This window comes from Rhodococcus sp. DMU1, assembly GCF_012272955.1.
GTDB lineage: Bacteria > Actinomycetota > Actinomycetes > Mycobacteriales > Mycobacteriaceae > Rhodococcus > Rhodococcus aetherivorans.
Map to the genome: position 1 here is coordinate 5,157,768 of NZ_CP050952.1, position 14,551 is coordinate 5,172,318.

General features: G+C 72.5%; 16 protein-coding genes. 6 read left to right on the forward strand and 10 right to left on the reverse strand.

Features of this window, described 5'->3' with window-relative positions:
• The first annotated feature begins 1 nt into the window (after nt 1).
• Entirely contained in the window at nt 2-697 is a 696-nt protein-coding gene (locus tag HFP48_RS23455; protein ID WP_043802719.1) for a pyridoxamine 5'-phosphate oxidase family protein, read from the forward strand.
• Here the strand turns inward: HFP48_RS23455 and HFP48_RS23460 are convergent.
• The 3 genes from HFP48_RS23460 to HFP48_RS23470 are packed head-to-tail and all read right to left on the reverse strand — an operon-like array spanning nt 625 to nt 3,030.
• A complete protein-coding gene (locus HFP48_RS23460; RefSeq protein WP_043802723.1) occupies nt 625-1,077 on the reverse strand; it encodes a MaoC family dehydratase in 453 nt (150 codons plus the stop codon). The two genes, HFP48_RS23455 and HFP48_RS23460, sit on opposite strands and share 73 nt — an antisense overlap.
• Nucleotides 1,078-1,094: 17 nt before the next feature.
• Complete coding sequence (locus HFP48_RS23465; protein ID WP_029546198.1) at nt 1,095-1,859, reverse strand: GntR family transcriptional regulator; 765 nt, start codon at nt 1,857-1,859, stop codon at nt 1,095-1,097.
• A gap of 19 nt (nt 1,860-1,878) precedes the next feature.
• Nucleotides 1,879-3,030, reverse strand: coding sequence for an acyl-CoA dehydrogenase family protein (locus HFP48_RS23470; RefSeq protein ID WP_006941441.1), 1,152 nt, complete (start codon nt 3,028-3,030; stop codon nt 1,879-1,881).
• Nucleotides 3,031-3,289: 259 nt separating this feature from the next.
• Between HFP48_RS23470 and HFP48_RS23475 the strand changes: the two genes are divergently transcribed.
• The 3 genes from HFP48_RS23475 to HFP48_RS23485 are packed head-to-tail and all read left to right on the forward strand — an operon-like array spanning nt 3,290 to nt 5,481.
• Complete coding sequence (locus tag HFP48_RS23475; RefSeq protein WP_037201171.1) at nt 3,290-4,117, forward strand: CoA ester lyase; 828 nt, start codon at nt 3,290-3,292, stop codon at nt 4,115-4,117.
• Nucleotide 4,118: 1 nt separating this feature from the next.
• Nucleotides 4,119-5,126 carry a MaoC family dehydratase gene (locus HFP48_RS23480; RefSeq protein ID WP_168580129.1) on the forward strand — a complete coding sequence of 336 codons (1,008 nt, stop codon included), beginning with the start codon at nt 4,119-4,121 and terminating at the stop codon, nt 5,124-5,126.
• Nucleotides 5,127-5,139: 13 nt separating this feature from the next.
• Nucleotides 5,140-5,481 carry a WhiB family transcriptional regulator gene (locus HFP48_RS23485; RefSeq protein WP_006941435.1) on the forward strand — a complete coding sequence of 114 codons (342 nt, stop codon included), beginning with the start codon at nt 5,140-5,142 and terminating at the stop codon, nt 5,479-5,481.
• Between the two features lie 87 nt (nt 5,482-5,568).
• Here HFP48_RS23485 and HFP48_RS23490 read toward each other — a convergent pair whose 3' ends face one another.
• Entirely contained in the window at nt 5,569-6,639 is a 1,071-nt protein-coding gene (locus HFP48_RS23490) for an enoyl-CoA hydratase/isomerase family protein (RefSeq protein WP_050035935.1), read from the reverse strand.
• Between the two features lie 44 nt (nt 6,640-6,683).
• Between HFP48_RS23490 and HFP48_RS23495 the strand changes: the two genes are divergently transcribed.
• Nucleotides 6,684-7,910: a CoA transferase gene (locus HFP48_RS23495; protein WP_050035936.1), complete on the forward strand. Its 1,227-nt coding sequence runs from the start codon at nt 6,684-6,686 to the stop codon at nt 7,908-7,910.
• Nucleotides 7,907-9,301, forward strand: coding sequence for an amidohydrolase family protein (locus tag HFP48_RS23500; protein ID WP_168580130.1), 1,395 nt, complete (start codon nt 7,907-7,909; stop codon nt 9,299-9,301). Before HFP48_RS23495 ends, HFP48_RS23500 begins: the two co-directional genes overlap by 4 nt.
• Before the next feature lie 181 nt (nt 9,302-9,482).
• Here HFP48_RS23500 and HFP48_RS23505 read toward each other — a convergent pair whose 3' ends face one another.
• The 6 genes from HFP48_RS23505 to HFP48_RS23530 all read right to left on the reverse strand — a co-directional run bounded on the left by HFP48_RS23505 (nt 9,483) and on the right by HFP48_RS23530 (nt 14,463).
• Complete coding sequence (locus tag HFP48_RS23505; protein WP_050035938.1) at nt 9,483-10,295, reverse strand: ABC transporter permease; 813 nt, start codon at nt 10,293-10,295, stop codon at nt 9,483-9,485.
• Nucleotides 10,292-11,218 carry an ATP-binding cassette domain-containing protein gene (locus HFP48_RS23510; protein ID WP_050035939.1) on the reverse strand — a complete coding sequence of 309 codons (927 nt, stop codon included), beginning with the start codon at nt 11,216-11,218 and terminating at the stop codon, nt 10,292-10,294. Before HFP48_RS23510 ends, HFP48_RS23505 begins: the two co-directional genes overlap by 4 nt.
• A gap of 1 nt (nt 11,219) precedes the next feature.
• Complete coding sequence (locus tag HFP48_RS23515; RefSeq protein WP_168580131.1) at nt 11,220-11,363, reverse strand: hypothetical protein; 144 nt, start codon at nt 11,361-11,363, stop codon at nt 11,220-11,222.
• Between the two features lie 417 nt (nt 11,364-11,780).
• Nucleotides 11,781-12,425: an NAD(P)H-dependent oxidoreductase gene (locus HFP48_RS23520; RefSeq protein ID WP_168580132.1), complete on the reverse strand. Its 645-nt coding sequence runs from the start codon at nt 12,423-12,425 to the stop codon at nt 11,781-11,783.
• Nucleotides 12,426-12,469: 44 nt separating this feature from the next.
• Nucleotides 12,470-13,687 carry a CaiB/BaiF CoA-transferase family protein gene (locus HFP48_RS23525; RefSeq protein ID WP_168580133.1) on the reverse strand — a complete coding sequence of 406 codons (1,218 nt, stop codon included), beginning with the start codon at nt 13,685-13,687 and terminating at the stop codon, nt 12,470-12,472.
• On the reverse strand, nt 13,684-14,463 hold the full coding sequence (locus HFP48_RS23530; protein WP_168580134.1) for a tyrosine-protein phosphatase: 780 nt from the start codon (nt 14,461-14,463) through the stop codon (nt 13,684-13,686). The genes HFP48_RS23525 and HFP48_RS23530 overlap by 4 nt, the downstream gene beginning before the upstream one ends.
• Nucleotides 14,464-14,551: the final 88 nt, after the last annotated feature.

The window sequence follows — 14,551 nt, forward strand, 5'->3', positions numbered from 1 at the left end:
CATGGACAACATCAGGCGCTATCCCGAACGGGCCCGGACCCGGCGGGCCGACCTCGACGCGGTACTGGACGCGGCGGTCACGTGCACGTTCACCACCGTCGTCGACGGCCTGCCGTGGGTCGTACCGATGCTCTACGCGCGCGACGGCGACCGGCTCCTCCTGCACGGCTCCACCGGAGCGGGCGCGCTGCGCCTGGGGACGTCCGGGGCGCCGGTGGCCGTGTGCGTGTCGATCCTCGACGGCGTCGTCGTGGCGCAGGACCTGTTCCACTCGTCCGCGAACTTCCGATCCGCAGTGGTCCGAGGCGAAGTCACCGTCCTGTCCGCAGAGGAGTCCGCCGGCGCACTGGACGTCCTGTCGGACGGCCTGATACCGGGGCGCAGCGCCGAAACCCGGGCACACACCAGGAAGGAACTGGCGGCCACGGCCACCCTGGCGCTGCCCATCCGGCCGGGGCAGTGGACGGTCAAGATCCGCGACGCACCCCCGTCCGCGCCCGACATGAGCGACGGCTCCTGGGCGGGCGTGGTCCCGTTGCGGACGGTCGCGGGCCGGCCGGTCGCCGCGCCGTGGGTCGCGGACGACGTGCCTGTACCCGCGTCCGTCCGCAGGCTGGTGGACCGCTACGCGACGAGCACGACGATGGTTTCCGCGACCAGCGCCGGCTTCTCGGCGCCTTCGGCCTCGACGGTGTAGGTGACGGTAAGGTTCGCGCCCTTGGCGGTGCGCTCGAGGGACGCGAACTTCGCGGTCGCCCGCACCTTCGAACCCACCGGGACGGGCGACGGGAAGCGAACCTTGTTGGCGCCGTAGTTGATCTTCATCTTCAGGCCCTCGATGGCGAAGATCTGCGAGCCGAGGACGGGCAGCAGCGAGAGGGTGAGGTAGCCGTGGGCGATGGTCCGGCCGAAGGGCCCGGACTTCGCCCGCTCGGGGTCGACGTGGATCCACTGATGGTCGCCCGTGGCATCGGCGAACTGATTCACCCGTTTCTGGGTGATCTCGAGCCAGTCGCTGTGGCCGAGGTCCTCGCCGACGGCCGCCTCGATCTCGTCGATTCCGTTGAAGGTCCGCATGTTCCATTTCTCCTGTGTCAGGGCCGCAGTGGCCGGTGCCCGGCGCGGCGGAGGGTGACGCGATACGTGTAGTGCTCGGGCAGGAAGTAGCTGACGGACAGCTCGGTCGGTTCGCCCGCATCGTTCGAGTACAGCCGGTCCACCCGCAGCAGCGGATGTCCGGGCCCGCAGTTCAGCTCGCGCGCAACCTCTTCCGTGGCCCGCGCGACGGTGATCGTCTGGGCCGCCTCGACGATGGGGTGCTCGAGGTACGGCTCGAGCAGGCCCATCACCGTGTTCCGGCTCGACGCCCCGGCCGCGAGCTCCGGGGCGCCCTGCACGTGCGCGGCCACGTGATCGGGCAGGTACACGGTGGTCAGCGCGAACGGGATCCCGTCGTGCACGCGGCGCAGCACCACCGCGTGCACCAGATCGGTGTCCAGGCGCAGCCGGCTCGCGGCCTCGATGTGCACGCCGCGGCGCAGCGGCGCGACGATCTCCATCGTGGTGTCGGCGGCGAGGTCGAGCAGGTCCTCGATGGAGCCGAGCTGGCGCCGGTAGCGCCGCCCGTCCTCGTTGGCGAACGTGCCGCGGCCGGGCACCCGGTAGACGACGCCGTCGGCGACGAGGTCCTGGAACGCGCGCCGCACCGTCTGCCGGCTCAGCCCGTAACGCTGCGCGAGTTCGGCCTCGGTGGGCAGGCGGACGCCGCCGCGGTACTCACCGGCGTCGACGGCCTCGCGCAGCCGTCGCGACAGCTGCGCGTACGCCGGTTCCGTGTCGCGTTCGCCCATGACGACCATGAATCCTAGTGACGGCTGGTCACAGGCCGCCGCGGGCCACCAGTTGGGACGCGATGACGCCCTTCTGGATCTCGTTGGTGCCCTCGCCGACGATCATCAGCGGGGCGTCGCGGAAGTAGCGTTCGACGTCGTACTCGGTGGAGTAGCCGTAGCCGCCGTGGATGCGCACCGCGTTCAGCGCGATCTCCATCGCGATCTCCGAGCAGTACAGCTTGGCCATGCCGGCCTCCATGTCGCACCGCTCGCCGCTGTCGAACTTCTCCGCCGCGTAGCGGGTCAGCTGCCGCGCCGCGGTGAGCTTGGTGGCCATCTCCGCCAGGTAGTTGCCGATCGACTGGTGCTTCCAGATCGGCTGCCCGAAGCTCTCGCGCTGCTGCGCGTAGGCGAGGGAGTCCTCGAGCGCGGCCGCTGCGACACCGAGGGCGCGGCACGCGACCTGGATGCGGCCGGTCTCGAGACCCTTCATCATCTGCGCGAAGCCCCGGCCGGGCTCACCGCCGAGGATCGCCGTCGCCGGGGCACGGTAGCCGTCGAAGCTCAGCTCACAGCTCTCGACGCCCTTGTAGCCGAGCTTGGGCAGATCCCGCGAGACGGTCAGGCCGGGCCCGTGCTCGACCAGGACGATGGAGATGCCCTTGTGCCGCGGGGTGGCGGCCGGGTCGGTCTTGCACAGCAGCGCGATCAGCCCGGCGCGGCGGGCGTTGGTGATCCACGTCTTGGCGCCGTTGATGACCAGGTCGTCGCCGTCCCGGCGGGCGGTGGTGGTCATCGCCTGCAGGTCCGAGCCGCCGCCGGGCTCGGTCAGCGCCATCGTCGCCCGCACCTCACCGGTCGCCAGCCGCGGCAGGTACGTGCGCTTCTGCTCCTCGGTGCCGAACAGCGACAGCAGCTTGGCGACGACGGTGTGCCCGCCCATCGCGCCGGCCAGCGACATCCAGCCGCGGGCGAGTTCCTCGGTGACCTGCGCGTAGCACGGCATCGACACCGGCATCCCGCCGTACTCCTCCGGCACCGCCAGCCCGTAGATCCCGATCTGCTTCATCTGCTCGATCCACTTCTCGGGGTACTCGTTTGCGTGCTCGACCTCCTGCACCGACGGCTTGACCTCCCGGTCGATGAACTCGCGCACCGTCTTGACCAGGAAGGTCTCTTCGTCGCTCAGGTAGCTCACGGAAAATCCTCGAATCGACACGGGACCTGCGATCCCACCCGTCATTTGTACGGCCATTTTTGGCCTCACGCCCTCGCGATGTCAATACCTCTGGGCGCGAGACACCCCCTGAACGGCCTATGTGTCGCCCCAGTCCTCGCTTATGAGTCGGCGCCGGGTAGCGCCGGACCGGACAATGGCCGTACATTTATCCCGTTCCCGACCGCCCCACAGCAGAGGTTGATCCGTGAATCCTGCGCAGCCCCGCCGCCGGCGAGCCGTGCTCGTCGCCCCCGGCTCCGACGAACGCAAGGCCGGCAAGGCGCTGGCCTCCTCGGCCGACGAGGTGGTCCTCGACCTCGAGGACGCCGTCGCCACCGCCCTCAAGGACACCGCCCGCGACCTCGTCGCCGATCTGGTGTCCACCCGCGGCACCGGCCGCGCGATCGCGGTCCGCGTCAACGGTCCCGGCACGCCGTGGTTCGCCGACGACCTGCGCGCCTGCGCCGCCCTCGGACCGGCCCTGTCGTCGATCGTGGTGCCCAAGGTGGAGGGCCCGGCCGACCTCGCCGAGACCGACCGGATCCTCACCGAGGCGGGCGATGCCGACCTCGTGGTGCAGGCACTGATCGAGACCCCGGCCGGGGTGACCCGCCTCGACGAGATCGTCACCGGCCCCCGGCTGGCCGCGGTGATCCTCGGCTACGCCGACCTCGGCGCCGCGCTCGGCCGCGCCCGCACCGCCGCCCCCGAGCACTGGCTGTACGTGCAGGACCGCCTCCTGCACGCCGCCCGCGCCGCGGGCGTGCAGGCGATCGACGGACCGTTCCTGTCCATCACCGACGACGAAGACTTCCGTCGCGCCGCCCGCTGGACCGCCGACCTCGGCTTCGACGGCAAGTGGGTCATCCACCCGGCCCAGATCGACTCGGCCGCAGCGGCCTTCACCCCCGACGACGCGCAGGCCGAGCAGGCCCGACGGGTGCTGGCCGCCCTGGCCGAGGCCGAGGCCCGCGGCGCCGGAGCCGCCCAGCTCGACGGACAGATGCTCGACGAGGCGGTCGCCGTCGCCGCCCGCCGCACCCTCGCCCTGATCGGAGACAAGTGAGATGACCACCGCACGCACCGCCACCGAGGTCGGCGGACCCTACTTCGACGAGCTCACCGTCGGCCAGGTCTTCGACACCGCCCCGGCCGTCACGATCACCGACGGCCTCGCCGCCGCCCACCAGGCGATCCTCGGCGACCGGCTGCGCCTGCCCCTCGATGCGCACCTGTCGGCGGCCGTCGCCGGTGGGCCCGTCGCGCACGCCGGCCTCGTCACCGACCTGGCGATCGGCCAGTCCACCCTGGTCACCCACCACGTCAAGGCCAATCTGTTCTACCGCGGCCTGCGCTTCCACCGCTTCCCCCATATCGGCGACACCCTCTACACCACCACCGAAGTGGTGGGCCTGAAGGAGAATTCGGCCAAGCCCGGCCGCAAGCCCACCGGGCTGGCGGCGCTGCGCATGAACACCGTCGACCAGAACGGGCACACCGTCCTCGACTTCTACCGGTGCGCGATGCTGCCGCTGAGCGAGAATCCCGATCCCGCGCGCGTCGTGCGCGCCGACGATCTGTCCGCGATCGGCCCGCAGGAACCGCCGCGGTGGTCCGCCCCCGCCGACTGGGACCTCGCCACCTACCGGACCCGCGTTCCGGGACCGCATTTCGATCCGTCGCTCGCCGGTGCGGTGCTGCGGTCCAGCGGCGACGTCGTCTCCAGCGCACCCGAACTCGCGCGCCTGACCCTCAACATCGCCGCCACCCACCACGACGAACGCGTCGGCGCCGCAGGACGACTGGTGTACGGGGGCCACACCATCGGCCTCGCCCTGGCCCAGGCCACCCGCGCGCTGCCCAACCTCGTCACCGTCCTCGGCTGGCACTCGTGCGACCACACCGGCCCGGTCCACGAGGGCGACACCCTCACCAGCGACCTGCACATCGACTCCGCCCAGCCCCTCGACGGCGGCGGGGGCGTCCTCGAACTGCGCTCGATCGTCCACGCCCACCGCGGCACCGACGCGCCGGCACCCGTGCTGGACTGGCGCTTCACCGCCCTCATGGCCTGACCCCGGAACCGACATGACACTCCCCGCCTTCGCCCCGAGCCCCACCGAAGTCCCGGACCCATACGACGGGCACCACTGGCGTCTGCACGCCCGCTGCCGGTTCATCGGACCGGACACCTTCTACGCCCCCGAGGACGAGACCTGGGGCGAGCGGCAACGCCGGGAACGAGCGGCCCGGGACATCTGCGCGGCCTGCCCGGTCCGCATCCCGTGCCGCGACGATGCCGTGAAGAACAAGGAACAGCACGGGATCTGGGGTGGACTGACCGAAAGGGAACGCCGCGGACTGCGGTATGTCCGCTGGCTGCCGGACGGTTCTGCGACTCGTGGGGCGGGTACGTCGGCGGCCGGCTGACCTCCCTCGCATGCGCTCGGGCCCGAGCGAATGTATCGCCCACTCGATCTGATCGAGTGGGCGATACATTCGCTCACTCCCCTTCGCTCACTCCCCGCGGACGGCGATCTCGTCGATCAGCCCCCACGCGAGCGCCCGCGGTGCCTCGAGCGCGACGCCGGTGACGAACAGGTGCAGCGCGCGCCAGCGGCCGATGCGGCGGGGCACGCTCACGGTGCCGCCCGCGCCGGGGATCAGGCCCATCGTCACCTCCGGCAGCCGGAAGAGCGTGTCGGGGGCAGCGACGATCCGGTGTGCGAACGCCGGGACCTCGATGCCGGCGCCGACGCAGTGCCCGTGCACGCGCACCTCGGTGCGGTCCGCGAGCGCGGCGATCAGCCGTCCGGCGCCGCCGCGGGTGCGGATCAGGTGCGCGGTCGCGGTGTCCGGGGTGTGGCCGAACTCGTCGAGGTCACCGCCGGCGCAGAACGACGGCCCGGCGCCGTCGAGCACCACCCGCGCGACGGTGTCGTCGAGCAGCGGCAGGCGCAGCGCCTCGACCAGGGCGTCGCGCAGCGCGGTGCCGTAGGCGTTGCGGCGTTCGGGCCGGTTGAGGGTGAGGTGCAGGGTGTCGCCGTCGCGGTGGATCAGCACCGGATCCGCGACGGGCGGCGGCGGCAGCGGCCGCCCGAGCCTGCGACGCTCGTCGAGCCAGCCACCGAACTCGGCGCCGCCCTGCAGGGTGGAGTAGGCGAGCGATTCGACGTCGATCGCCTCGGGCACCGGCAGCGCCTCGGTGATCCGCAGCACCTGCCCGGCGACGAGGGCCGACTGCGGATACCGCCCCATCGCCCGGACGAACTCGGCGAGCGCCGCGTCGACGTCCTCGGTGCCGACCACCGCCCGGTCCGCCGGATCGGGCCCCGCGACGTACGTGAGGTCCAGCGCGGCGGTCAGCGGCGCCAGGGCGGCCGGGACGGCGCCAGTGCAGCGCCCGACGAGCAACCGATCCAGTGCCGGCACCCGGGCGGCCACGGCCTCGACCATCGATGCGTCGGCGTCGTCGAGGTCGACGATCAGCACGGGTTCGCACAGGGCGGCGCCGTCGCCGAGAACCGGTGTGTCCGCGGCGCCGCCCGCGAGGTCCGCCACCGTGAGGGTTCGTACGCCTGTGCCCATGTCCGCCGTCCTGAGGTCGTTTCGCGGACTGTAGCATCGGCAGCGTGTCGACCTCCGCGCGCCCGGATGTGGTGCGGGACTGGGCCGAGAGCGGAATCGCTTCTCTCACCGGCCGTCCCGACGGGCCACCCCTGATTCCCCCCGGTCGCGCGGCGACCGCCGCGCGGGAACGCACCGCCTGGATCGCCGACGTCACCGGCGGAGCGGTGCAGCTCGACGGGGCGCGCATGCTCGCCGAGCGCGCCTCCTTCACCGGGCATCGCCGCGGCGGCGCGACGTCGGCCGGCGGTTCGTGCCGGCTGCTGCCGACGGCCGACGGCTGGGCTGCCGTCTCCTGCGCCCGGCCCGACGATCCCCTGCTGCTCGGCGCCCTCGTCGGCGCCGACGTCGGGGACGACCCGTGGCCCGCGGTCGAGGCCTGGCTGCGCGAGCACACCGGCGCCGACCTGGCCGAGCGCGCCGACCTGCTCGGCGTCGCGGCCGGACCCGTCACCCCTGCGCACGCTCCTGCCCCCCTGCGACCGCTGGCGCCGCGCCCCGTCGACGGGTTGCTCGTCGTCGACTTCAGTGCGCTGTGGGCGGGACCGCTGTGCGCGCACCTGCTCAGTCTGGCCGGCGCGCGGGTGATCAAGGTGGAGACACCGTCCCGGCCGGACGGCGCCCGCCGCGGCAATCCCGACTTCTATCGCCTGCTGCACGGCGGCCACGAGGCCGTGACCCTCGATCCCGCCCTCCCCCACGAGCGCGCAGCCCTCGCTGCGCTCGTCGCGGCCGCCGACATCGTGATCGAGGCGTCCCGCCCGCGCGCGCTGGCCGGATTCGGCCTGCACGCAGACGAATTCGTCGCCACCGGCGGGACCTGGATCTCGATCACCGCGCACGGACGCGCCTCGAACCGGATCGGTTTCGGCGACGACATCGCCGCGGCCGCGGGACTGGTCGCCCGCGACGGCGACGGGCCGATGTTCGTCGGCGACGCGATCGCCGATCCACTCACGGGTCTGACCGCGGCGGCGCTGGCGATGTCCACACCCGGCGACGGTGACGGGGTGTTGTGGGACATCTCGATGTCGGCGACGGTGGCCGCCACCCTGGACGGAGCCGAAACCGCTGCGGCGCAGGCATACCGACGAGGCCACGAGTGGTACGTCGACACCGCGACGGGCACCGCGCAGATCGAGACGCCGCAACCACGCGCCCCGCGCGGCGACGTCGCCGAACCGGGTCGCGACACCGCCGCGGTGCTCGCCGAACTGGGGTCGGCGCGGTGACCGGCCTGCTGCTGCGCGACGTCGCGCTGCCGGCCGGCCGGTGCGACGTCGCGGTCCGCGACGGCCGGATCACGGCGATCGGGGTCGGCCTCGAAACCGAGGGCGAGGTGATCGACGGCCGCGGTGGGGCGCTGCTGCCGGGACTGCACGATCACCACCTGCACCTGCACGCGATCGCCGCGGACGCCACCTCGGTCCGGTGCGGGCCCCCGCACGTGCGCACACCCGGCGACCTGGCCCGGGCGCTGGACGCCGCGCCCGGCGACGGCTGGGTCCGCGGCGTCGGCTACGTCGAGACGGTCGCGGGCCTGCTCGACGCCGCGGCGCTGGACCGGCTGCACGCGCGGCGGCCGGTGCGGGTGCAGCACCGCAGCGGCGCGATGTGGGTGCTCAACTCGGCGGCGACGACCCTGGCCGGACTGGACTCGGCCGACCATCCCGGGGTGGAGCGCGACGACGCCGGTCGCCCCACCGGGCGGGTGTGGCGGGCGGATGCCTGGCTGCGCGAGCGGCTGCCCGCCACCGGGCCGCCCCCGCTCGATGCCGTGGGCGCGGACCTGACCCGCCTCGGGATCACCGGGATCACCGACGCCACCCCCGATCTGGCGCCGGGCTCGCTGGCCGCGCTGATCGACGCACACGTCTCCGGCGCGCTGCCACAGCGAGTGCACCTGCTGGGGGTGCCCCTCGGCGACGAACCCGAGGATCGACCGGCGACCGTGACGACCGGCCCGTACAAGATCGTTCTCGCCGACTCGGGACTGCCCGACTTCGAGGCCCTGGCCGGCACCGTCCGTCGCGCCCACGCCCGCGGCCGGCCGGTGGCGGTGCACTGCGTCAGCCGCGAGGCGCTGCTGTTGCTGCTCGCGGTGTTCGAGGAGGCCGGCACCCGTCCCGGAGACCGGATCGAGCACGGGGCGCTGGTCCCGGCCGAGTCGATCGGCGAGCTGCGTCGTCGCCGGGTGTGCGTGGTGACCCAGCCCGGCTTCCTCGCGCACCGCGGCGACGACTACCTCGAGCGGGTCGATACCCGGGATCTGCCGGACCTGTACCGCTGCCGGTCCCTGCTCGACGGCGGCGTGCCCGTCGCCCTGTCGAGCGACGCCCCGTACGGGCCGCTCGACCCGTGGGCGGTGATCGCGGCCGCGACGAACCGTCGCGCCCCCACCGGCGACGTCGTCGGTCCACAGGAGCGGATCACCGCCGCCGCCGCCCTCGACCGCTACCTGTCCCCCCTCGACGACCCCGGCGCCGAGCCGCGCAGGGTGCGGGTGGGCGCGCCGGCGGATCTGGTGCTGCTCGACCACCCGCTCACCGATGCGCTTGCGGAGCCGACCGCGGAAGCAGTGCGCTGCACCGTGATCCGCGGCGAGATCCGGTATCGCCGCTGAGCCCGGGCCCGGTCGGACGAGGCCCTGCCCGGGCTGCTGCACCCGTTCGCGGGTCACGCCCGCACCACCGTCATGAATACCTGTTCGCTAGTCGAGGAGTGCGTCCGCGCTGCACGACGAGGTCGTCCCGGTGGGTCGCGATCTTCGTCTCCAGCGCGGCGCACCGCCCAGGTGGGCTGCCTCAACGCGCGACCAATGCGCGCACCCGGCGCGCGATGCCGGGCAGGAGCGTCACCACCGCCCCCAGCGCGACCGCGGCGACGACGGCAGTGGCCGTGTCGCCGAACGTGGCGGTGCCGAGCTCGTGGCCGCGCAGGGCATCGGTGGCGTGCGCGACCGGGTTGAGCGTCGCGGCGGCCTGCATCCAACCGGGCATGGTCTCGATCGGGGCGAAGGCGCTCGAGACGAACATCAGCGGCATCATCACCATCATCCCGGCGAACTGCACCACGTCGGGACGGCGGAGTCGGTCACCGATGAGCCCGAACAGAGCACTCATCGCCGCGGCCAGCACGGCGAGAACGACGATCCCGGCCAGGGCGTCGACGACGGTGCCACGGAACTCGAATCCGAGTACGACGGCGGCGACACCGAGGAGCGCGGCCCGGGCGAGCGTGAATGCGGCTTCGTTGAGCGTGCGCGCCACACCGGGCAGCGCCCCCCGCATGGGTAGCGCGGCGAAGCGATCGTGCAGGCCGTTGGTGTGATCGATCGCCGCGGACACCCCCGCGTTGGTGCCGGCCATCACGGTGGAGACTGCCAGCATGGCGGGGGTGAGGAAGTCGATGTAGCTGACCCCGGGAGGGAAGCCGGGTCCGGCCGCCACACTGCGGAACACCTGACTGAACAGGACCAACATCGCCATCGGCATGGTCAGCGAGAACATCAGCAACTGCGGGACGCGGGCACTCGTGCGCAGATTGCGGACCACGAGGGCGGCGAGCTGGTCCGCGGCGGGTGAGCGCCCGGGTCCGGTGGTGAGCATGGCGTTCATCGGGTGGCTCCGTTGTGGGTGAGGTGGGTGAAGACGTCGTCGAGGCTGGGCGAGGTGACATCGAGGTCGCTGATGCCGACGCGGTCCCGGGTGAGCTGGGCGACGAGTTCGGCAGCGGTCATCGCGTCGCCCACGGTGAGTGCGACACGGACCCGGCCGTCCTCGACGGGATTTTCGGCGTCGGGGCGGAACGGCAGGTCGCCGAGCTGGTGCGTGGGGATCGTGGCGGTCACCACCTTGCCGCCGACAATCCGCTTCAGCTCGGCGGGAGTGCCGCGGGCGGCGACCCGCCCCTGGCTGAGCACGACAATGTGGTCGGCAAGCCGGTCGGCCTCTTCGAGGTACTGGGTCGTGAGCACGACGGTGGTGCCGTTGGTGGTGAGTTCGTCGACGACGTCCCACAGCGCGCTGCGGGCGATGGGATCCAGGCCGGTGGTCGGCTCGTCGAGGAACAGTACCGACGGAGATCCGACCAGGCTGGCGGCCAGGTCGACCCGACGTCGTGAACCGCCGGAGAGCTCACCGACCCGCCGCGACGCTAGGTCGTGCAATCCGAGCCGGTCGATCAGGGTATCGGCCCGAGCCCGTGCCCGACCACGCAGGCCGGCGAGGCGGCCGATCAGTTCCACATTCTCTCGGGTAGTGAGGAACTCGTCGAGGCCGGCGTACTGGCCGGTGACCCCGATCCGGCGGCGGACGTCCATCGCATCGGTGACGACGTCGAGGCCCTCGACCAGCGCCCGGCCGACGGTCGGCCGCACCAGCGTGGTGAGCACGCGAATCAAGGTCGTCTTACCGGCGCCGTTGTGGCCGAGCACGCCGAGCGTCGTGCCCGCCCCCACCTCGAGGTCGAGGCCGTCGAGCGCCCACGTCTTGTCGTAGGCGACATGGAGATCTTCCACAACTACTGCAGGGGTGTTCATCTCACGCCTCCGAACCGGTGCCGGGCACGTGCACCGCCGGCGCGCCGCGATGTCGCCGGCCAGGACGGTGGGGCACCCCAGCAGGGAGGGGCGATGCGTTGGTGTCGTCGACGTCGAGCGCGATGTGGACACGGCTGGTCATCATCTGAGGGTCCTTCCGAGACGCGCTCCCCTGGGTGGGGAACTTGACTCTTCTGACGAGCGACCCGCGATGTGGACGCATCACATCGACAGCGTCCGCTCGAGCGCGGCGCGGCAGGACCGAACGAAGGGATCGTGGTGGGGAGCCCGATCGGCCCAGAACCGGCGCATCTCCCAGGGCAGATGCGAACGGCGGAAGGACCCGGGCCGTCTCCCGCAGGTCGCACAGGTCTTCGACGACCTGACTGCCCGCGCACCCGCGGGCTCGGTGCAGCAGGCCGAGCTGCTCGCCCCGGCCGCCTCCATGTGGAGCTTGACCGGCTACCAGGCGAACTCGGCGTCCCTGGCGCGGATTACCTTGAAGCGGTCGGAGCCGACGCCGAATTCGCCTGAGAACCAACGGGAGGACCGGCCGCGCCGGTCACGCGCCGAGGTCGTGCGCGAGCCGTTGCACCCGCTCGCGCGCCGCGTCCAGGCTCGCCGTGGAGCGCTCGTTCATCGGCGCCAGCGCCGGAATACGGGACGCGAGAGTGTATTCGGCGGTCACGACCGTGACGTCCATGCCCAGTGACGTGCCGAGCACCTGCTGCAGCGGCGGCACGGTGTGGTCGAGGCCCTCGTCCGGATCGCCGGGCCCGTAGGCCAGCCCACGGCTCGAGATCACCACGACGGGCGTGCCCGCGAACGGCTGGTCCGGCGTGTCGAACGGCACGGTGGTGCCGAGCACGTGGACGTGGTCGATCCACGCCTTCAGCGTCGACGGCAGCGACCAGTTGTACATCGGGGCGCCGATCACGACGACGTCGGCGGCGGCGACCTCGGCGATCAGCTCGGTCTGCACCGCCTCGGCCGCAGGATCGACGGCGACGCCGGAAACCCGCAGCCGGGGCGCATAGTGCAGTTCCGCGTCCGCGAGATGCGGGACCGGGTCTCGGTGCAGGTCCCGCTCGACCACGGTGTAGTCGGGTCCGCGGCGGCGCCACGTGTCGGCGAACAGGCGGGTCAGTTCGCGCGTGACGGACGTCTGCAGGTTCGCGGACGAATCGAGCTGCAGCAGCTGGGGCACGTCGGGCTCCTTCGGGTTCGGGTACTGCGCTGGACGACTACCGGCTACTGCACGATGCCGGCGGCACGCAGCCCGGCGACCTGCTCGTCGGTGAGGCCGAGTTCGACGAGCACCGCGTCGGTGTGCTGTCCCAGCGCCGGTACCGCACCCATGCGCATCTCGACATCGGAGAAGGTCATGGGCGGCAGCACCGCCCGCACCGCGCCGGCCTCGGTGCCGACCTCCCGCCAGCGGTCGCGCTCGGCGAGCTGGGGATGCTCGATCAGGTGCTTCATGTCGTTCAGGCGGGCGGCCGGAACACCGGCCGCGGCGAGACGCTTGTCCAGTTCGGCGGTCTCGAAGCGGCGTGTGTTCTCGGCGACGACCGCGTCGGTCTCGGCGCGGTGCTGCACCCGCAGGATGTTCGTCGCGAACTTCGGGTGCCCGGCGAGATCCGGGCGGCCGAACACCTCGGTGACCAGCGCCCGCCAGCCCCGGTCGTTCTGCACGCCGATGAGGATCTTTCCGTCGACGGTCGGGTACGCGTCGTAGGGCGCGATCGACGCGTGGCTCAGCCCCATCCGCTGCACCTGCGTGTCCTGGTACATCTGCAGGTACATCGGGTGGCCGAGCCACTCGACGGTCGCGTCGAACATCGACACGTCGATCGTCGCCCCCGCGCCGGTGCGTTCGCGCCGGAACAGCGCCGCCTGGATCGAGGTGAGCGCGTACATGCCGGCCGCGATGTCGGAGGTCGGGATGCCGGTCTTGGTGGCGGTCTCCGGGGTGCCGGTGATCGAGCACAGCCCGGTCTCGGCCTGGACCAGCATGTCGTAGGCCTTGCGCTCGCGCAGCGGGCCTTCGGTGCCGTAACCGGTCATGTTCACCACGATCAGCTCGGGCCGCTCGCGCCGCAGCTCGTCGGCGCCGAGCCCGAGCCGCGCCGCCGCGCCGGGCGCGAAGTTCTGGATCACCACGTCGGCCTCGCCGACGAGCCGGCGCACCGCGGCGACGCCCTCGGTGGCCTTGAGGTCGACGCAGATCGACTCCTTGCCGCGGTTGAGCCACACGAAATGCGATGCCAGCCCGTGCACGGCGGCGTCGTAGTTGCGGGCGAAGTCGCCCTCCCCGATGCGTTCGACCTTGATGACGCGGGCGCCGAGATCGGCGAGATGGCGGGTCGCGATGGGGGCGGCGACCGCCTGCTCGAGGCTGACGACGGTGATGCCTTCCAGCGGCAGTCCCGCCGATCCCCCGGCTTTCGGCTCGCTGTTCTCGCTCATCGCGTCGGTGCCTTCCTGTCTCCGTATACCGTTGCAGCCACGTCTTCTCCTCGGGCACGTGCGCGCCACCGCCGCACCTCGTCCTCCCCCGCCCCGTGGTCGATCAGCCACGCCCCCGGCCCTCCGGGATGCGCGACGAGGCGTTCGACGATCGGGGAGATCGCCTCGGCCGGGGCGCGGAACAGGTCGGACGGCACCGCCCGGTCGCCGCCCGGGAACGAGCCGCCCACGCGCAGCCCGACGGCCTCCCAGCGACGGAGGAGCAGGGGCATGTTCGTGTCGGTGGCGGCGTAGTCGTCGACGACGGCCTGCGGTTCCACGCCCGCGGCGAGCAGCAGGACGGCGACCGCGAGACCGGTGCGGTCCTTGCCGGCGGTGCAGTGCACGAGGACCGGGCCCGCGGCCCGCGCGACGACCGGCACGAGCCCGGCGAACAGCGGCGCGGCCACGTCGAACACCCGGCCGTAGAGTTCGGCGAGGCCGAGGCCGGTGCGCCCGGCCGGCGCGGCGTCCGCGTGCAGCGACAGGCGATGCACGTGCGTGCCGTCCGGCCAGGTGAAGGCGCGGTGCCCGCGTTCGGCGTCGGATCGCAGGTCCACCACCGTCGTGGGCGGCCGGTCGGAGAGGATGCCGCGCACCACGTCGCCGGTGTAGCAGGCGTCGCCCCGATACAGCACGCCGGGCGCGGTGCGACCGCCGTCGGTCAGCGGCAGTCCGCCGAGATCTCGCAGATTCACCGGTCCGGGCACGCGCTGTTGCTCGTCCTGCACTCGCACCTCTCCTCGTCGGTCCGGCACCGCCGGAACACGCGCCGTCACCCCACAGTTCATACCGGGCCGGTGGTACCTGTCCAGCGGGCCGCGG